Origin of the sequence: Pyxidicoccus trucidator (assembly GCF_010894435.1) — a bacterium.
GTDB classification, from domain to species: Bacteria; Myxococcota; Myxococcia; order Myxococcales; family Myxococcaceae; genus Myxococcus; species Myxococcus trucidator.
Genome location: NZ_JAAIXZ010000009.1, coordinates 253,955 through 272,563 on the forward strand (window position 1 = coordinate 253,955; position 18,609 = coordinate 272,563).

At 71.0% G+C, this 18,609-nt stretch carries 16 protein-coding genes; 8 read left to right on the forward strand and 8 right to left on the reverse strand.

The genetic code is table 11. The features are described from left to right. The 4 genes from G4D85_RS25530 to G4D85_RS25545 are packed head-to-tail and all read left to right on the forward strand — an operon-like array spanning position 1 to position 5,622. Positions 1–3,129: a serine/threonine-protein kinase gene (locus tag G4D85_RS25530; RefSeq protein WP_164016512.1), complete on the forward strand. Its 3,129-nt coding sequence runs from the start codon at positions 1–3 to the stop codon at positions 3,127–3,129. Between the two features lie 60 nt (positions 3,130–3,189). Beyond that, entirely contained in the window at positions 3,190–3,804 is a 615-nt protein-coding gene (locus G4D85_RS25535) for a hypothetical protein (protein WP_164016514.1), read from the forward strand. Further along, positions 3,801–4,817, forward strand: a complete 1,017-nt coding sequence (locus tag G4D85_RS25540) for a DUF2071 domain-containing protein (RefSeq protein ID WP_164016516.1) — start codon at positions 3,801–3,803, stop codon at positions 4,815–4,817. The genes G4D85_RS25535 and G4D85_RS25540 overlap by 4 nt, the downstream gene beginning before the upstream one ends. Before the next feature lie 46 nt (positions 4,818–4,863). Continuing rightward, positions 4,864–5,622, forward strand: a complete 759-nt coding sequence (locus tag G4D85_RS25545; protein ID WP_164016518.1) for a L,D-transpeptidase family protein — start codon at positions 4,864–4,866, stop codon at positions 5,620–5,622. A gap of 51 nt (positions 5,623–5,673) precedes the next feature. On the opposite strand, the gene G4D85_RS25550 is transcribed toward G4D85_RS25545, so the two are convergent. The 5 genes from G4D85_RS25550 to G4D85_RS25570 all read right to left on the reverse strand — a co-directional run bounded on the left by G4D85_RS25550 (position 5,674) and on the right by G4D85_RS25570 (position 10,970). Further along, positions 5,674–7,587 carry a transglycosylase SLT domain-containing protein gene (locus G4D85_RS25550; RefSeq protein ID WP_164016520.1) on the reverse strand — a complete coding sequence of 638 codons (1,914 nt, stop codon included), beginning with the start codon at positions 7,585–7,587 and terminating at the stop codon, positions 5,674–5,676. 157 nt (positions 7,588–7,744) lie between these two features. After that, on the reverse strand, positions 7,745–8,926 hold the full coding sequence (locus tag G4D85_RS25555; RefSeq protein WP_164016521.1) for an ABC transporter substrate-binding protein: 1,182 nt from the start codon (positions 8,924–8,926) through the stop codon (positions 7,745–7,747). A gap of 37 nt (positions 8,927–8,963) precedes the next feature. Next, complete coding sequence (locus G4D85_RS25560; protein ID WP_164016523.1) at positions 8,964–10,346, reverse strand: FAD-binding oxidoreductase; 1,383 nt, start codon at positions 10,344–10,346, stop codon at positions 8,964–8,966. Further along, positions 10,343–10,726 carry a DUSAM domain-containing protein gene (locus tag G4D85_RS25565; RefSeq protein ID WP_205525698.1) on the reverse strand — a complete coding sequence of 128 codons (384 nt, stop codon included), beginning with the start codon at positions 10,724–10,726 and terminating at the stop codon, positions 10,343–10,345. The genes G4D85_RS25560 and G4D85_RS25565 overlap by 4 nt, the downstream gene beginning before the upstream one ends. 4 nt (positions 10,727–10,730) lie before the next feature. Next, entirely contained in the window at positions 10,731–10,970 is a 240-nt protein-coding gene (locus tag G4D85_RS25570; RefSeq protein WP_164016525.1) for a hypothetical protein, read from the reverse strand. Between the two features lie 311 nt (positions 10,971–11,281). Here G4D85_RS25570 and G4D85_RS25575 point away from each other — a divergent pair, with 311 nt between their 5' ends. Then, positions 11,282–12,940 carry a hypothetical protein gene (locus tag G4D85_RS25575; RefSeq protein WP_164016528.1) on the forward strand — a complete coding sequence of 553 codons (1,659 nt, stop codon included), beginning with the start codon at positions 11,282–11,284 and terminating at the stop codon, positions 12,938–12,940. Here G4D85_RS25575 and G4D85_RS25580 read toward each other — a convergent pair. After that, positions 12,918–14,231, reverse strand: coding sequence for a cytochrome c peroxidase (locus G4D85_RS25580; protein WP_338052906.1), 1,314 nt, complete (start codon positions 14,229–14,231; stop codon positions 12,918–12,920). The two genes, G4D85_RS25575 and G4D85_RS25580, sit on opposite strands and share 23 nt — an antisense overlap. A gap of 250 nt (positions 14,232–14,481) precedes the next feature. Between G4D85_RS25580 and G4D85_RS25585 the strand changes: the two genes are divergently transcribed. Both G4D85_RS25585 and G4D85_RS25590 read left to right on the forward strand, forming a co-directional pair. Next, on the forward strand, positions 14,482–15,510 hold the full coding sequence (locus G4D85_RS25585; RefSeq protein ID WP_164016532.1) for a hypothetical protein: 1,029 nt from the start codon (positions 14,482–14,484) through the stop codon (positions 15,508–15,510). A gap of 29 nt (positions 15,511–15,539) precedes the next feature. Next, entirely contained in the window at positions 15,540–16,076 is a 537-nt protein-coding gene (locus G4D85_RS25590) for a hypothetical protein (RefSeq protein WP_164016534.1), read from the forward strand. A gap of 70 nt (positions 16,077–16,146) precedes the next feature. Here G4D85_RS25590 and G4D85_RS25595 read toward each other — a convergent pair whose 3' ends face one another. Together G4D85_RS25595 and G4D85_RS50580 are read right to left on the reverse strand one after the other, a co-directional pair. Beyond that, entirely contained in the window at positions 16,147–17,601 is a 1,455-nt protein-coding gene (locus G4D85_RS25595) for an SPFH domain-containing protein (protein WP_164016537.1), read from the reverse strand. 75 nt (positions 17,602–17,676) lie between these two features. Then, positions 17,677–17,865 carry a hypothetical protein gene (locus tag G4D85_RS50580; protein WP_338052907.1) on the reverse strand — a complete coding sequence of 63 codons (189 nt, stop codon included), beginning with the start codon at positions 17,863–17,865 and terminating at the stop codon, positions 17,677–17,679. A 115-nt stretch (positions 17,866–17,980) separates the two neighbouring features. Here G4D85_RS50580 and G4D85_RS49650 point away from each other — a divergent pair, with 115 nt between their 5' ends. Beyond that, on the forward strand, positions 17,981–18,577 hold the full coding sequence (locus G4D85_RS49650; protein ID WP_240359490.1) for a hypothetical protein: 597 nt from the start codon (positions 17,981–17,983) through the stop codon (positions 18,575–18,577). The last annotated feature ends 32 nt before the right edge of the window (positions 18,578–18,609 follow it).

Here is an 18,609-nt window from a genome sequence, read left to right on the forward strand (position 1 = left end):
ATGCGCGAGGCGCCCCTGCCCGACTGTCTCGATGAGACGCAGCTGCTCGACCTGGCCGACGGCGTGGCGCCCCCTGCCCTGCGCGCCCGCGCCGAGGGCCACCTGGACGGCTGCGCCTCGTGCCGGGAGCTGCTCGCCGGGTTCCTCCAGGCGAGGGCCCCCGCCCCATCCGAAGGCGACACCGCGCCGCCCACGCAGCCCGTCACCACCGTCCTCGAGGACACCCAGGCCATGGCCACCCCGCGCGTGCGCGCGCTGGAGCGGGGCACGCTGCTGGGGCGCTACGTGGTGCTGGAGCGGCTGGGCGCGGGGGGCATGGGCGTGGTGTACGCGGCCTATGACCCGAGCATCGACCGGCGCATCGGCCTGAAGCTGATGCAGGCCCCGCCCGGCGTGGAGGGGGCAATAGAACGGCTGCTGGGCGAGGCCCGCGCCGCCGCGCGCACGCAGCATCCCCACGTCGTCGCCGTCCATGACGTGGGCGTGCTCGGCAACCTCGTCTTCATCGCGATGGAGCTGGTGGAGGGAGGAACGCTCCGCCAGCACCTCGCCACCCGCCGCCCGGGCTGGCGCGAGGTGGTGCGCCTGTACCTCGAGGCCGGACGGGGGCTGGCGGCCGCGCACGCCGCGGGCGTGGTGCACCGTGACTTCAAGCCCGACAACGTGCTGGTGGACCGCGCGGGGCGGGCGCGGGTGACGGACTTCGGGCTGGCACGGTTCGCCTCCTCGGAGCCTGGCGTCCCCTCGGCCGGCGTCAGCGGAGCCCACGGCACCGGCCGGAGCAGCGGCCCCACCGGCCCGGCCACGTCGGTGGCGGGCACGCCGGGCTACATCGCCCCGGAGACGCTCGCCCGAGGGCCCGTGGACGCGCGCGCGGACCAGTACAGCTTCTGCGTGGCGCTGTACGAGGGGCTCCATGGCAGGGCGCCCGGTGCCCCGGGGCAGCGCGTGGTGCTGGAGCGCACCTCCGTGCCCCGCGCGGTGCAGGCCCTCGTGGAGCGCGGGCTCTCGCCGGTGCCGGACGCGCGGCATCCCTCCATGGACGCGCTCCTCGCGGCGCTGGAGCGGACCCTGTCGCCGCGCCTCGGGCGTCACGCGGGAGGAGTGGCGGCGGGCATGGGCGTGGCCGCCGCCATCGCCGCCGTCCTCGTCGCGCGGGGGCCCCAGCCGTGCACGGACAGCGCCCAGCGGCTGGCGGGCGTGTGGGACGCGGCACGGGGCGTGGCGCTCCAGCGGGCCTTCTTCGCCTCGGGGGCGCCCGCCGCGCCCTCACTCCACGCGGCCGTCAGCCGGGCGCTGGAGTCCCATGCAGCGGCCTGGGCGGACGCCCACCGCGAGGCGTGCGAGGCCACGCGGGTTCGGGGTGAGCAGTCGGAGGCGGCGCTGGACTTGCGCATGCACTGCCTGGAGCGCCGCAGGCGCGAGCTGGGCGCCACGGTGGACCTGCTCCTCTCCGCGGACAAGGACGCGGTGGTGAGCGCGCCGCAGGCGGTGCGGAGCCTGGAGCCGGTGGCCGACTGCGCCGACGTGGAGGCGCTCGCGCGGCCCATGCCCCTGCCCACCCAGGGGCAGCAGGCCACGCGCGTCAAGGCGGCCTATGACCGGCTGGCGGACGCGAAGGCGCGGGACAACGCCGGGCATTGGAAGGAGGCGGCGGGAATCGCGGCGACGGTGGCCACCGAGGCGGAGGCCGTCGGGTACAAGCCCCTGCTGGGAGAAGCGCTGCTCACCGAGGGCCGCGCGCTGCGGCACCTGCGTCAGGAGAAGGACGCGGCGCTGCGCCTGCGCCGGGCGGCGCTGGCGTCACAGGCAGGGCGAGACGACGCGCGGGCCGCGGAGGCGTACATCCACCTCGTCTTCGTGGAGGGCGAGCTCGCCGAGCGCCCGGAGCAGGCGGAGCTGTGGCGGGAGCTGGCGCAGTCCCTGCTGGAGCGCATTGGCGGCGATGACCCACTGGAGAGCGAGCTCGCCTTCCACCAGGGCCTGGTGCTGACCCGCCAGGGCCATCCCGCGGAGGCCATTCCCCTGCTGCGCAGCTGCCTCGCCATGCGCGAGCGGGCCTTCGGGAAGGACCATGCCTCCCTCGTGGACGTCCTGCGCATGCTGGGCTCCGCGCAGCGGAGCGCGGGCCTGCTGGAAGAGGCCCTGGCCACCCAGCGGCGGGCGCTGTCCCTCACCCGGCACCACTTCGGGGCAGACCATCCCTCCGTCGCGATGATGCACAACAACCTGGCCAACACGCTGTTGACGCTGCGCCGGTTCGACGAGGCGCTCGCCGCCCAGTCGGAGAGCCTGGCCACCTTCGAGCGCGTCTACGGGCCGGGGCAGCCGGTGAACTACATTCTCGGACTTCTCGGCAACATGGGGGTGCTGCACTTCCAGCGTGGGGACTTCGCGCAGGCGCGCCGCTCCCTGGAGAAGGGCTGGGCGCTGGCGCAGGAGCACCGGCCCCCGGGACATCCGGACCGTGCGTCCCTGGCCGGCCCGCTGGCCCTGGCGCTCACGAACCTGGGGCACACGGACGAGGCGCTGCGCATGCTGGCGTCCATGCGCCAGGAGCTGGCCGCGGCGGAGGCGGAGGGCCGCAGCAGCGTGCGAAACGGCGAGCTGATGGAGCAGGAGGCGGAGGTGCTCCTGCGGGTGAGTCGCTTCGAGCAGGCCGCGGGCGCCGCGCGACGGGCCGTGGCGATGCTGCGCGGGCTGGACGCGAAGGACGAGCTGGCGGGCGCCCTCTCCACGCTGGGGCGGGCGCTGCTCGGAGAGGGCCGGCTCCTGGAGGCCGAGCGCGTGGCGAGAGAAGCCCTGGCGCTCCGGCGGGAGCTGGCGGAACCCCGGGCCTCGGCGCTGTCGGAGCCGCAGGCCGTGCTGGGACAGGTGCTGCTGGCGAGAGGCGACGCGGCCGGAGCCCGCGCCCTGCTGGAGCAGGCGGTGGCGGGCTGGGAGCAGGACGGTGCGGATGCGCTCAATCTGGCGGCTGTCCGCTTCGCGCTGGCCCAGGCCCTGCGGAAGGACGGGAAGGACGCCGCCCGCGCCCGGTCCCTGGCCCTCGCGGCCCGCGACGCGGTGGCGCCCACCGCCGAGCCCCGCATCGTCCGGCTCGACGAGCTGAATGCCTTCCTCCTGCACTGACGCCCACCCGGCCCTTGGGGTCGGCACGGGGCGCGGCGCTCGCGTACACTCCGGCGCACGATGAACCGCGAAGAAGCGAATCAGGCCCTCCAGCTCATCCGGCGCGTCGTCGCGCAGGCGCGTGACGACTCGGCGCTGCAGAACTGGGGCGTCATCTGGATGCTCCACTCCTTCGTCAATGGCGCGGGCTTCGCCGCCACGAACTGGCTCTGGACGGAGGGGCACCGCGCGCCCGGCCCCTATGCGCTCCTGTGGGCCGGGGTGATGACCTTCAACATCACCAGCATCTTCGTGCTGAAGCGCGGGCAGACGGCCGGGGCCCGCTCCTTCATCGAGCGGCAGATCTGGGCCATCTGGACCACCTTCATCGTGGGCACGGTGCTGGTGGCCCTCCTCAACTGGCTGCTCGGGCTGGACAGGCTCTTCATGCCCGCGGTGGCGTGCGTCCTCATCGGCACGGCCTTCTCCATGATGGGCGCGCTGATGGGGCGCGTCTGGTACGCGGTGGCCGTGGCCTTCGCACTGGCCGCGCTGGGGATGACGCAGGTGCCGGACCACGCCTTCAACCTGCTGGGCGCGGTGTGGTTCGCCTCACAGTTCGGCGGCGGCTTCGCCCTCCACCGCGCGCGCGTCCGCAGGCTGGCCGCCGGGGGCGTCGGGGCGCGGCTGGTATGAGCCCGGAGTCGCTCGCCGCGCTGGTGGCGTTGGCCGTGGAGCCGTTCGGGATGCCCGAGGACGCGCTCCGCCAGCGGCTCGCCGACGCCGGGGTGAAGGACCCGGCGCCGGTGCTGCGAGGCCTCATCGCCGCGGGACTGGTGCGGACGCCAGGCCGCCTGTGCTCACTGACTCCAGCGGGACACGAAGCGCTGCGCGACGCGGAGGACGCGCTCGTCGGCGCGCATGACCCGAGCCCCACCACACGCGGGATGGAGGAGTGCCCCTCCGTGCCCTGGCTCACCCAGGTGCAGACGCACTGGGTGGAGGCGGTGTCCATCAACTATGCCGTGGAGCCGGAGCGCCTGGCGCGGCTGCTGCCCACGCCGCTGGAGCCAGAGGTGTTCCACGGCAGCGCTTGGGTGCAGGTGCTGATGTCATCGCTGCGGGACATGCGGCCCCAGGGCATCAGCCCGCTGCTGGGCGTGTGCTTCTACCAGGTGAGCTACCGCGCGGCGGTGCGCTACCGTAACGCGAACGGGGACTGGCGGCGCGGCGGCTACTTCGTGCGCAGCGAGACGAGCGACCCGGTGATGCGCCACGTGGGCAACGCGCTGAAGGAGTTCAAGTTCCACGAGTTCGGCGAGGCGCAGATGGTCATGGCGCGCGAGGGAGATCTGCTCACGGCCGCGGTGGACCCGGAGCCGGCGTTCCCTGGCGGCAGGCTGGTGGGCGTCTTCGACACGAGGCCCCTCCCCCACCCTCCCACGGGCAGCGTGTGGAAGGGGCTGGAGGAGATGCACGAACCGCTGGTCGAGTGCTACGACGCGCTCGGCGTGGCGGACGGCTTCGTCTACGTGCTCACCATCGACCGCGAGCCGTGGAACGCGCGCTTCGTCGCCCCGGTGCAGCTCTACTCCGAGTACTTCGACGACGGCCCCCTGGCCCCGGGGGCGAGACTGGACTCCGTGCTGCACCTCACCGAGTGCGCCTACCGGTGGAGACCGCTGAGGAGGGAACGCCATGCGCGATGAGGCGGGAGTCTGGAACGGATGGCGGGGCGCGGGTGTCCCAGGCCGCATGAGGAACGTCGCCGCCTGTCTGCTGGTCTTCGCCACGCTCACCGCGCACGCGGAGGAGGCCCGTGTGGCCGCCGCGAGGAAGGCCCGGGCGCCCGTCGTCGCCGCGCTCTTCAAGTCCGCGGGGGTGGCCTGGCCTCCGGAGCAGATGTACGTGCGGGCCTTCAAGCACGAGCGCGAGCTGGAGGTCTGGGCGGGCCCGAAGGCCGGGCCCCTGGTGAAGGTGAAGACCTACCCCTTCTGCGCCGCGTCGGGCGAGTTGGGGCCGAAGCGCCAGCAGGGCGACCTGCAGGTGCCCGAGGGCTTCTACTCCATCGACCTGTTCAACCCGTACAGCAACTACCACCTGTCCATGCGCGTCAGCTATCCGAACGCGGCGGACAAGCACCACAAGACGGCCGCGGACCCGGGAGGCAACATCTTCGTCCACGGCAACTGCGTGAGCATCGGCTGCATCGCCATCCAGGACGAGCCCATCGAGGAGCTGTACCTCATGGTGCTGGACACGCGCGCGAATACGAAGCGCAACGTCCCCATCCACATCTTTCCGCGCAGGCTCGACGCCAAGGGCATGAAGGCGCTGGAGGCGGACCGCTCCGCCACGGACCCGCTCGTCGCGTTCTGGCGAAGCCTCCAGCCGGCCTACAGCCTCTTCGAGGAGGCACGGCACGTCCCCGTCACCTCGGTGGACTCGAAGACGGGCACCTACGTGGTGAAGCCGGCGCGGCAGTCCCGTGAAGCGGGAAGCGCGCGCCGGTAGGGCCCGGCGGCGCCGGAGCCCTGCGCTTCGGGCTCCACACCTGGGCGCGGTTCACCGCTTGGAGGACTGCTTGCTGGCGGGCGCCTTCGGGGCTTTGGGAGCGCAGCGCCCCGTCTTCGCCTTCTTGCCCGAGCTCCAGAAGTGGTCCAACGGCCGCGCCTTCGTGTCGATGACCCGCGACGAGTACCAGTAGTGGTTGCGGATGATTTGCGACACGTAGTCGCGCGTCTCTCTCACGGGGATGGACTCGATGAAGTCGATGAGGTCCGTCCCCAGGAGCCCCTGCCGCTTCCAGCCGTTCACCCGCCCCATCCCCGCGTTGTAGCTGGCGAGCGCGAGGGCGCGGTTGCCGCAAAAGTAGTCGAGGAGATAGCGCAGGTACTTCGTCCCGACCCGGATGTTGGGCTCCACCTGGAGGAGCTGCCTGCTCGCGCCCTTCTCCAGCCCCTCGGCGGTGCCGGGCAGGAGCTGCATCAGCCCGAGCGCGCCCTGCCCGGACTCGGCGTTGGTACGAAAGGAGGACTCCTGCTTCATCACGCTCAGCACCAGGGCGGGCTCCAGCCCGTGCTCGGCCGCGTACTTCTGGACCAGCTCCAGGTGCCTTGGCGGGAAGAGCAGCCGGAGGGCGAACGGCGTGAGCGCGTCGGGATGCTTCCTTCGGAGCAGCTCGCTGACCGTCTGGAACGCCGAAGGGTCGTCCCCGGCCTCCGAGTGCAGCAGCGCCACGTACAGCAGGAAGGGTGAGCCGAGCCGCGCCGGCTCTCGCGTCGCCAGCCCCTGGAGCTCCTCCGCCGCGAGCGGGGCCATGCCCTCGGCCAGGAAGTGCTCGGCCCGCTCCACGCGCTGCTGCTCGCACGGGTCGAGCGCCGCGTCTCGCGCCGCCACCTTCGGCTTGGTGGGGGAAATCCTCGCCTGGAGGTCCTCCCCCGCGTCCCCCGCCGCGAGCAGGCCGTACCAGGTGAGGGGCGCGTCCTCCACGAGCGCCTTGAACACCTCCCTGGACTCCTTGAGCTTCTTGCTCCGGACGAGCGCGCGGCCCCTCCAGTAGCGAGCGCGGAGGACATGGGCCGACGTGGGGTACTTCTCCGGCAGGGACTGGAAGGCGGCGGCGGCGGCCCCGAACTTCCGCGCCTGGTAGAGCGCCATCGCTTCCGCGAACGCCCGGGTGTCCGGGGCCACGGCGGGCGCGGCGGAGGTGCTGGGCTCCGCAGGTGGAAAGGGGCCGAGCGACTCGAGGGGGACGTGCTTCACGATGGCCAGCGTCTTGGGCGAGCCTCGCGCCTCCAGTTGGACGAAGCGGCGGAGCCACTCCACGCAGGTGGGGGAAACCGAGGGCTTCGCCTGCCGCGCGCAGGACTCCGCGTAGCGGCCAAGCGTCTCCGGCAGGAAGCTCCTCAGCAGCTCGGCGGTGGCGAAGTGCGCGAAGGCGCTCTCGTAGAGCCGCTGGGCCTCCGCCCATTGTTGCTGCCCGTGATGGGCCTCACCCGCCACGGCCTCGGTCCGCCCGAGCTCCTCCGGCAGCTTCCGCGCCGCGACAGGGGATGGGCAGCTCTCCGCGGCGCGCTGGTAGAGCGCGAGGGACTTCGTCGCCGCCTCCAGCGCCTCCACGCGCTTGCCCCCGGCGAGGAGCTCCCGCGCCACGGTGCGTGAGCTCGCGGCCTCGAGCTGGAGGCCATAGGGGAGGAAGAGCGGGTCCGCTTGCAGGAGCGTCGCGACGCGCAGGACCTCCGCGGGCTGTCGAGAGCCAGCTTCGAGGGCGAGCCGCAGCTGCCGCGCGGCCGGTGAGCGGCGTGTCTGGACCGCGTCACGCAACTGCTCGACGGAGCGCTCGGGGGTGAGGGTGTCGACGCCTCCGTCGCTGGCGGGCGGAAGTTGCCAGGCCCCGGCGGGCGGCGCACCCCATGGGCCCACGCCTCCGAGGAGGACGAGACAGGCAACCCACCCCACGAGCTTCCCCCCACGCATCCCGCCTCCTTTGGAGCACCGCGAGTCACCGGCATCCCCGCTCCGCTCCGGAGCGCCGCATGAGGCGCTCCGGGACGTAGGCGAGAATACACCGCTCCGCGTGGCCAATCTTCACAATGGCCCTGAGCGGAGCTCCACTCCAGAGCCGAAGAAAAGGTCAGGGCGTCACGGCGGCGGCGAACCTCCTGCGGCCGTCGCGGATGGTGAGGATGACGGCCGGCTTCACCGGGTTGCGGTTGGCGTCGAGGGAGAGTGTCCCCGTCGCACCCGGGAAGTCCTTCGTCGCGGCGAGCGCGTCGCGGATGGCGGGGCCGGACAGGGGCTCCGCCCTGGCGATGGCGGCGAGCGCGACCCTGGCGGCGTCATAGCCGAGCGCCGACGCGGCCTCGGGGGAGCGGCCGTAGCGCGCGCGGAACGCGGTGATGAAGCGCTGCAACTCCGGCGCGGGGTTGTCCTCCGCGTAGTGCGACGAGTAGTACGCGCCCTCCAGTGCACCGCCCGCGAGCTCGAAGATGCGGTCGGACTCCCAGCCGTCTCCGCCCAGCAGCGGCTGCGTCATGCCCAGTTCGCGCGCTTGACGGGCGATGACGCCCACCTCGCTGTAGAAGCCGGGGAGGTACAGCGCCTGCGGCTTCACCTTCTTCACCGCGAGCAGCGGCGCGCGGTAGTCGGTGTCGCCCTTGGAGTAGCTCTCCACCCCCACCACCGAGCCGCCCAGCTTCTTGAAGGCGTCCTGGAAGGCCTCGCTGAGGCCGAGCGAAGACGCATTCCTGGCGTCGTGCAGCACGGCCACCCGCTCGAGCTTCAGGTTCTCCCGAGCGAAGCGCGCCATGGCGCCGCCCTGGAACGGGTCGATGAAGCAGGTGCGGAAGATGTAATTGCCCTTCTTCGTCACGTCCGGGTGCGTGGCGGACGGCGTCACCATGGGCACGCGCGCCGCCTGCACCGCGTCCGCGATGGCCAGCGAGCCGGAGGACGTCACGTCCCCGAGGATGAGCACCACACGGTCCTGCGTGAGCAGTCGCTGCGCGGCGGCGACGGACTCCTCGATGCGGCCCTGGCTGTCATAGGAGCGCAGCTCCACCTTGCGGCCCTTCACTCCGCCAGCAGCATTGGCCTCCTCCACCGCGAACTGGATGCCGTCGCGCACCACGGTGCCGAACGACGCCTCCGAGCCCGTGAGGCTGCCCAGCGTGCCGATGACGATGAGGCCCGCCTCCGGGGCCGCCTGCCGTGCGGGTGCCGACTCGGGAGCCGGAGGCGCGGATGGCGGGGCCTTCCGCTCACAGGCGAGGGTTCCCAGGACGAGGGCGGCGAGAAATGGGACGAGGCGGGGCATGGGGGCTCTCCGGGCGCGCACTCTCGCACGAGCGCGGTCAGAACACCTTGCCCGGGTTGAGGATGCCCAGCGGGTCCAGAGCGCCCTTGATGGTGTGGTGGAGCCGGAGCCCTCCCGCGCCAAGCTGCTCGCCGAGGAAGGGCCGCTTGAGCGCGCCGACGCCATGCTCGCCGGTGATGGTGCCCCCCAGTTCGAGCGCGGCGCGGAGGATGTCATCGAAGGCCGCGTGCGCACGCTCCAGGGCCACGGAGTCGTTCCGGTCGAAGACGACGGTGGGGTGCATGTTGCCGTCACCGGCATGGCCGAAGGTGCCGATGAGCACTCCCCTGCGCGCGGCAATCCGCTCCACGGAGGCCAGCAGCTCCGCGATGCGTGACAGCGGGACGCCCACGTCGTCGAGGAGCGTGGCGCCCTGCTTCTCCAGGGCGGGATAGGCAAGCCGGCGGGCCTGCATCAGCAGCTCGCCCTCGGCCTCGTCGGCGGACTGCGCGACGAAGGTGGCTCCGGCGGCCTCACAGAAGGCGGCCATGCGGGAAAGCTCCGCCACGCCCTGCTCTCCTCCCGCGTCGGAACGGGCGAGCAGGAGGGCCGCGGCGTCGACGTCCAGCCCCATGGCCCCGTGGGCCTCGACTGCGCGGACGGTGGCGCGGTCCATGAGCTCCAGGAGTGAGGGACGTGTGGAAGCCATGATGTCCGTCACGGCGACTCCGGCGCCCACGAGCGTGGGAAACGAAGCGACGAGCGTCGTCGCCTTCGGAGGCCGGGGACGGAGCTTGAGCGTGGCCTCGGTGATGACACCCAGGGTGCCCTCGGAGCCGACGAACAGCCGGGTGAGGCTGTAGCCGGCGGAGCTCTTCATCGTGCGCCCTCCGGTGCGGACGACGGAGCCATTCGCGAGGACGGCCTCCAGGCCGAGCACGGCGTCGCCGGTGACGCCGTACTTCACACAGCACAGGCCGCCCGCGTTGGTGGCGAGGTTGCCTCCGATGGAGGAGAACTCCCAGCTCGCGGGGTCGGGCGCGTACCAGAGCCCCTGCTCCGCCGCAGCGGCCTTGACGGCGGCGTTGAGGACTCCGGGCTGGACGACGGCGAACATGCCGCGCCGGTCCACCTCCAGCACGCGGTTCATCCGGGACAGCGAGAGGACGATGCAGCCGTCCACCGCATTCGCTCCACCGGAGAGGCCCGAGCCCGCGCCCCGGGGGACGACAGGCACGCGGAGGGCGGAGGCGACTCGGAGGACGGCCTGCACCTCGGCGGTGGAGGCGGGACGGACGAGGACCCGGGGCATGCCCGCCGGGGCCCACTCGGCCTGGTCACGCCGGTGGGCCTCCAGTACATCGGCGTCAGTGACGACGGACTCCGGCGGCAGCACGGCCGCCAGCTCCCGCAGCACGTCGGGTGTTCCCTGAGTCGTCACCGTGCACCTCCCTCCAGCCGCTCCAGTTGCCCTTCCGCGATGTCGCGGTAGTGCGGAACGACCTCTACCGCGAGCACGTCGCGCAGCTGCTGGCGTGCCCCCTCCACGTCCCCCGAGTCCTCCAGGCGGTACATCCGGTGCAGCGCATCCGTGATGCGATTCGAGCCCTCGGTGATGCGGCGCCTCATTTCATGCAGTAGAGCGGTAGCGCGCTCCACGCTCGCGAGAGCGGCCGTCACCTCGGAGTCAGGAATGGCCACCGTCGGAGCGGTACGCCACAGCAGGTCGCGCACCTCAGGGGTGAGCTCCAGCAACTCCCCTTGCTGGACCCGGTTGTCCAGCATCCGCACCGGGTACCAGTCGTCCTCCAGGCTCCCCATCTGCTCACCTCTTTCCTCTCGACGGGAAACACATGCCGATCGGCCAGTCCCGCTGTCCCTCACACCTGCGCAGACAGTTGTAGCAGTTGCCTGTCCATCCCTTGTTCTCGCAATCCACGAAGCCCTTGATGCACCTCTGCTTCCAGTCCGGAAGGTGGTTGTTGTTGGCGAAGTCGTCGACGTCTTCGGCCTCGGGGTAGCTCATGGCCTCATGGGCTGCCTGCAAGACCATCAGCGTCGTCAAGATATCCTCCCTGCTCGCGGCGCAACTCTCCGCGGGGCTGAGCGGGTACTTCTTGATGCAGCAGGACATCGAGGACTCACCCGGTCGGCATGATGCCGCCGTCGCGGCCGTACATCCCGAGGTGAGCGCACCCATCAACATGGCCAGAGCGAGGGCCCAAGCGCGGTTCATTCGATTCATTCTGGCCACACCGCACGTGGGTTGCCACCCGGCCGGGTGACGGCTAGTTTCTGGGGACTCCTGCGTCCTCGCAGCCGGTCTCGCCAGCCGGTCCCAACTCGGCGTCTTGATTGTCCTCGGTCCCCAGTTTGATGTGGTCCTCGCGCGAGAACATCCGCGCACGGTTGCTGTCCATCCTGGAAACGACTCCCCGGCAGGACACCGCGCTCCGCAGGAGCATCGTCCGGCTGCTCGGCATCTTCGGGAGCCCGGAGCAGCTTCCGCTCCTGCGCTCCCTGTTCTTCGACGTCCGGGAGCACTTCTCCCTCCGCAACGCGGCGCTGGACGCAGGCCAGAGACACGGCCTGCACCTGTCCGGCCCAGAGCTCACGCTGCTCCTCGAACGGGACTCGACGCTCCACTGCGACGGTCATGACCATCCAGGCCCGTGTGTGCCCTCGCTGGGACAACTCCTCTCGCTGGTCCGAGCGGAGGACGGCGACACCCGCGCCGCCGTCGAGACCGTGCTGCTCCACGTGTCCGCCTGGCAGCGAGCACAGCTCCTCGCGGAGACGGACTGCACGCCCCTCCGCCCATGGATGGAAGAGTGGCTGTTCGCGCGCTGGTACTCCGTGGACCGCCAGCTCCTGGTGGGAAACCACCCGTGGGGACAGGAGTGCAACTTCTGGGTGGCCATCACCCACCGCGACAGGCCGGAGGCGCGGCGGCTCCTCGTCGATTGGACCTGGGACCGGACCACCGGAGCGCTGGAAGAGCGCCCATACTGGGAACTCTCCGACGAGGAGCGCGAGCAGCTCCTGGAATCCGTCCCCCTGCTCCGCCACCGCTTCGCCGAGTCCCTCGTCCTGCCGCTGCCAGAGCTCCTCACCTGTCTCGAACCCGACGCGCTGTTGCGCCGGCTGCGCCGCATCGTTCGCGCGGAGAGCGTCGCCTGCCGAGTGCCCTACTCCCTCATGGAAGGCCCCGAGGAGTTCCCCCAGGCAGTGCGGCTCCTCGGTGAATGGCGCGGCGCACGCGCGATGCTGTACCAGCTCCTCTGCGACTTCCAGGTGGAGCTCAGTGTCAGGACCCGGCTGGCCGTGAGCCTGTTCGAGAATGACCGTGCCGCCGCGGGTCGCTGGACCATCGCCGCGATGCGATACCCGGACAACGCGGCCCTCGTCCACCAGGTCCTCGGGCTCGCGGCGAGCGCGCCGACGCACGGAGACCGCTCCCTGTTCCTGGCCGCGCTGCGAAGCACGGATGACGTGGCACACGGCCTCGCGCTCGAAGGGCTCTTCACGCTGGGCGAGTCGGGCGAAGGATGGTGCGACCGGCTCGGCTCCCTGACCCACTCCCCCCTGCCCCTGGTGCGCCTTCGAGCGGCCGCGTGCCTCGTGAAGCAGGGCCGGAGCGAGTGGCTCTCCTTCATCCAGACAGCGGCGCTCGAAGCGCCCGAGCCCTGGCTGCGCGCCGACGCGGTTCGCTGGCTCGCCGAGGTGGCAGCGGAAGCCAGTCGGCCCATCCTGAGGCAGGCCCTCCTCGCGGAGGCCCACCTGAAACCCGGGAAGCGCTCCTCCGCATCAATCGAAGCGACGTGGGCTCTGTCGCGGCTCGGCACTGACGAGGATGCGACCGCCCTGCTCAACGCGAGCCTCCACGGCTGCTGCTCGTACCTCGTCGAGGCAGCCCTGGAGCGTCACCTGGCGCGGCAGGAGGGACGCCCGTTCGGGGACGTCCCTCCTCCGTCCTGGCGCGAGGACGCGTCCGAGCGCCTCCTGGAGCTGCTCAGAGCCGATTCAGGAACTTGAGCAGGTCCTGCTTCTGCGCGGCGCTGAGGGCCTCGGGGAGCCCGCCGGGAGACTCCGGCGGGTGGACGGGCGGCAGGTTCAGCTGGACCGTGACGGGCAGGATGAGCTGGCTGTAGGTGTCGACCGCGTCCTTCAACGTCTCATGGCTGTTGTCGTGGAAGTACGGAGCGGTACCCGCGACGCCTCGAAGCGCCGGGATGTCGAAGAGCTCGAAGTCCAGGGGGTCTCCGGTGATGAGGGCGCGGCCCGCATCGGTGGTGAACCACTGCGGGGCGAAGTTGGGACCGACAATCGGCGCGCCGTTCTCGTCCAGCGCCGGGTTCCCGTCATAGGGGTCTCCGCTGGCGGTCACCGGAATGGGCGGGAGGTCGGTCACCCGTTGCTGGCGCGTGCCATCCGTGTAGAAGCGGAAGCGATATCGCGGCAGCTCGACGGAGGCGTTGTACGTCGGGAACTGTCCAAGCTGGCCCAGGTAGGAGAAGAACCCGAACCCCACGTTGACGAACTTGTCATCCGCGCGAGGCACCGTCACGGGAACGGGCCCCACCTCCGGGATGACGGTGAACACGAGGTTTCCATCGGGCTTCAGCTTGTTGCCCTGTCGCACGGCCGCATTCAGTCCGGGATGCGCGATATCGGTCTGCGTCGCCCCGCCGTGGCAGCCCTCACAGGCGACCTGGAAGACCTCCCGGCCGCGCTGCTCCTGGAGACTCAGCAGCATGAAGCGCTCGGGGATGGGAACCTGGGTACGGGGAACGCCGTGGTTGAGCAGCTCCGCGACGAACCGCGAGCGCGGTGACGAGAACATGCTCCGCTGGAAGTCGGCGACCTTGCGCAGCTGCGCCAGGGACACCGGGCCCCCCTCACTGTGACTGGTGATGGCGGACTGGGCCTGCACCTCCAGCTGGGTCTCTCGGCCGTCGTACTGGAACGCTCCGGTGATGGCCGTGTCCTGGATGCTCGGCACCGCGCGCCAGACCGCGACCTTCCGGTCGGCCGGGGTGATGACCTGGCCGTCCACGTCGATGACATCCATGTTGGCGGGCAGCGGCAGGACGACGCGGACGAGCCCCTTCTTGAGGTGCTCGTACGTGGGAACCGCCGCTGACGGGTCGTCCGCGTCGATGCGATTGAACAGCGGGTCGCCCGGGTTGGCGGCCAGTCGCGCCACCACGTTCGCGGGCCGAAGGGCCGTGCTCTCGTCGAGGACATGACAGGTGGCGCAGGAGCGCCCGTTCGTATTCGCGAACGCCTCAGTGAAGAACTTCCTGCCGTTGGACGTGCGGCTCAATCCGGATTGAGCTTCGGTCAGCGATTCCGCTTCGACCAGGGACTCAGCCTCGAGTGGCGGCGCTTCGTCCTGAGTCGATTCCGAACAGCCCGTCACTCCGCCGAGTGCGAGCGCACCGGACAGACACGCAATGAAGCGCCTGCGAATCATGGTTTGTCTCCGCGCTGAATGGCGGGACAAAAACACCGGGGTCTGGTGGAACTGTCACTGGCCCCGGCTAGGCTCCCTCGCGAGGAGCCGAGGAGGACTCATGCACCCCGGAGTGTCATTCACCGCCGATGACACGAAGGACTGGCACCTGCCCGTCGCGGGTCCAGGCCTGCTGCTGGATGTGCCCGCGAAGGGGCGGTGGCTTCAGCGCCCGGCCCTGCACCTGGAGGCCGCGCCCGACTATCGGCTGCGGCTGATGAGCGGAGGACAGTCGCTGCTCTGGGTGCGCATCGCGAGCTACTGGGACCGGTGTGCCTTTCTCCGAGGGACGCCTCACGTCCCCTGGCGACTGCCAGCGCTCTCGGCACCCGAGGTGCGCGCGGTGGCACAGGAGCCAGGAACTCCGCCGTGGTGGGAAGCCTGGGCGTGGCACCTGGGGCGTGCGCTCGTGGAGGCTCCAGCGTCCGTACTGCACACGGGCCGCTGGTGCCTGCGGCCGTTGTGTGCCATTGCCGCGGACCTGGCCTCGCGCCATGCCATCAGCACGATGGAATGGGAGTTCGGCCAGCCGCCCGCGCCGCCGCACTCGCTGGACACGGTGCTCCGCTTCCAGCCGGCCTGGGAGGAGAGCTGGTGGCAGGAGCTGCCGGAGCAGAAGCCCGGTGTCCTGCTGCCGCTGCGCGCGCCGTCCGACGCGGACGACGGCCGCATCAAGAGCTGGCGCAAGCGCGCGAGGGACGGGACGCTGCCGCCCGCGCTGCTGCTGTACGTGGACATCCTCGCGAAGTGGCTGGTCCTGGACGGGCATGACCGCGTGCATGCGGCCCTGCTCGAGGGCGTGGAGCCACCGCTGCTCGGACTGTGGCCCTATGTGGAGACACGGCGCGCGGAGAGCCGGGTCCGGGAGGAAGGCGCCCTGCTCGGCGCGGAGTTCCAGCTGCGCGCGGGAGCGACCCCCGAGGTCATCGACCGCGTCAATCGCCAGCTGGTGCGGAGCTTCGACTGGCCCGAGCGGGGCACCGTCACCCGCGCGTGGCCCCTGGCCGGCGGTCGCGAGGCCTGGCGCACCGAGGTGTCCGCATGGCGGCGACGGAATGCCATCTCCTGGGACGGGGACGACTGGGATTAGACTCGCGGACTTTCTGGGAGCCTCCGTCCATGCGCCACCCCCTGGTCTTCGTCCTGTCCGCCCTCTGCCTTCTTCTCGCGCATCCGGCGCGAGCGCAGGCCATCTCCTCTGCGTACACCGACCTTACGAACTGCCCTCGCGACACCACCCACGATGAGGACGCGGAGGAACACGGCTCCGATGCGCCCACCGATTGCCCGGGCCCTGGCGGCGAGTACCGCGTCCACGAGTACTACAGCGCGTACGGCATCCACCGGAGCATCGACCTGAACGCCGAGCCCTCCAGCTTCTCGGTCCGGCTGCTCCCGACGAAGGACGAGTGCCCGGTCTCCCGCTACGGCAACAAGGTGGAGTGGCGGCTGAAGGGAGGTAAGCCCTTCGCGGTGATTCAGCGCGTGACGTGCTTCGAGGACACGGGGAGCGGGCCGGGAAAGCGGCTCGCGGAGTATCTGGTGGTGAAGGGCCTCAAGGGCTTCGAGTCGCTGGACGGCGCGGTGTCCGCGAAGCAGAAGAACGCGAACGAGAAGGCTCGGGCCCTCGCGGACAAGGCAGCCCAGGGGCGCTGACACGTCCAGCGCGGGCCCCGGTAACGCGTGAGGCAGTGGGCGGCGCGTGAGCCGCCCACCGCCACGTTCCTCAGCGAGGCGCGGGCGTCGGAGGAAGCTCGCCCTTCCCTTCCTTCGCTCCCGCGTTCACCACCACGGCCTGACCGGGCGCACGCGCGGTGCCGTCCGTCTTCAGGATGTTCACCAGGGCCATCATCTGCGCCACCAGGGTGGCCACGCCCTGCCCGTCCTGGGCCCCACCGCTCCCGCCGATGGAGACCGAGCGCAGCTCCTGCGGCTTCGGCAGCTTCTCCGCGATGTCCGGCAGCAGCTCCACCAGCCGAGCCTGCACGTTGGCCGGGGTGAGCTCGTTGAGGATGCGCTGCCGCGTCTCCAGCAACTCCAGCTCCATCTTCGCCTGACGGTTGGCCGCCGCGCGCTCCACGTCGCTGACCTCGGTGAGGGCCAGCACCTCCCGCTTGTGCTTGGCCGCTTCCGCCTCCTGCTTCTGCTTCGTCAGCTCCGTCTCCACCGCCAGTCGCGCCTTCTCCAGCTCCGCGGCCTGGAGCGCGGACTGCTGCCGGTCCACCGCGAGCCGCCGCGCGTCCTCCTCCTCACGCTGCTGCCGGCGCAGCTGCTCGGTCTGCTCCCGGTCGTACGCCTCCGCGTTCTTGTGCGCCCGCAGCATGGCCAGCTCGCCGTCGCTCTCCAGCCGCATGCGCTCCCGGGCCTGCTCCACCTCCAGCTCCCGGTGGGCCAGCGCCTCCTCCGTCCCGAGCGACGCCAGGCGCGCCACCCGCTCGCGCTCGGAGCGGAATGGCGTCTGGAGGCTCTCCCAGAGGCGCGCGGAGCTGACCACCGCCTCCTTGATCTGCACGGTGACGATGCGCAGCCCCAGGCCCTTGTCTCCGCCGCCACCACCCTCGGCCACGTGCCGCAGCCGGGCCGTGAGCTCCTCGATGATGGGCTGCTTGTCGGACAGCACCGCGTCGATGCTCATCGTCGCCACCTTGTCCTTGATGGCCGCCTCCGCCTGCTCGCGGAGCTGGACGTTCACCACGCGCATCGGGTCCTCCGCGTCCGTGAAGTCCAGCTTCCGGTATGCGGTGCCGAAGTCCTCGATGATCCACTGCACGTAGCCCTGCACCAGCAGCCCCTGCAGCTCGCGGCAGATGCAGTGCGCGTTGATCATGATGGTCTGCATCGCGCCCGGCGCGACGATGAAGGAGTCCTTCGACGGGTCGAACCGGAACGACACCCCCAGGCCGATGTGCAGTGGCTGAGGATGGCCCCGGCGCGTGTGGACGACGTAGGCGTTGGGCGGGACGATGACCGTCTTCCACCGCCAGAAGCCGGTGACGCGCACGTCCACCGCGTTGCCCGTCCGCTCCGCCACGGCCGCCGCCGCGCGCCGCATGGGCGCCATGTTCTGCTGGGCCTGCACGGGCGACATCACCTTGCGCGCCTTCAGGTCCACTTCCACGCGCTGCTGCTGCTCGCGCACCTGGTCCAGGTACTCGTTGCGCACCGGCTCCTTCGATTGCATGCCCACGCGGCCCCCGACCCCAGCGGGGCGCCGTTCATCGGCGCACGGCTACCGGGGCTCTCCATGGAGGGGAGTCTACCGGAATGCGTCGACGATGTAGGCGCCCGCCGAGGAGTACTGGAGGACGGCCATCCCGGGCTTCGATTCGGGCAGCTTCTTGAGCTGACCGCGAAATGGGCCGTCATACAGGGTGATGGGGCTGTCGGACCTGACCCGGCGCTGACGCCCGGAGAGGCGTTGGCCGGAAACGAGGACGGTCCGCAAAAGTGACTTCGCGCGGGCTGCCATCTCCACCGAACCCTTGTCCAATGCACCGTGCGCTCGAACGATGCGTCAGGGCTCCGCGTGACAATGACCTCCATTCCACTGGAGGACAGTCATGCACGGGGTGCTGTTGGTGTGGCTGCTGCTGGGGCAGGCCGGGGACGCCGAGCAGCCGGTGGTGGAGGGTGAAGGTGAGACGACGTACTGGCCGGGGCCCGACGAGGAGAGCCTGCACTACGGCGTGAGCCTGGAGGTGTCCGGGCTGACGCTGCTGCCAGGCATGGAGGAGGGCTCCGTCGAGGGCCATGCGCAGGTGGAACCCACGTTGATTCTGGATGGCGGGGAGCGCTTTGGCCTCAACATGGGCGCGCCCTTGAGGCTGCAAGTAGCGAGAGGCGCCCACGCGGCCACGGGCGGCGACCTCCTCCGTGCGCGGGACTGGGACAGCCTCTCGGACGTCGGCCAGCTGGTACGCGAGCTGAGGGTGGGCGCGGCCACCTCGCCCGCCATGCTGCGAGCAGGCGCGCTGGAGGAGTACAGCCTCATGGGTGGCCATCTGGTGGGCCGCTACTCCAACCGCTTCAACCCCGACTACCACCCGGCCGGCGCCGTCCTCTCAGGCGCGCTGGTGCCACTGTACGCGGAGGCCTTCACCAGTGACGTCCTGGCCGCGCGGCTGGTGGGCGGCGAGCTGACAGTCAACCTCGCGTAGCTGCTGGGCGACGCCTCCCAGCCCTCGGACTG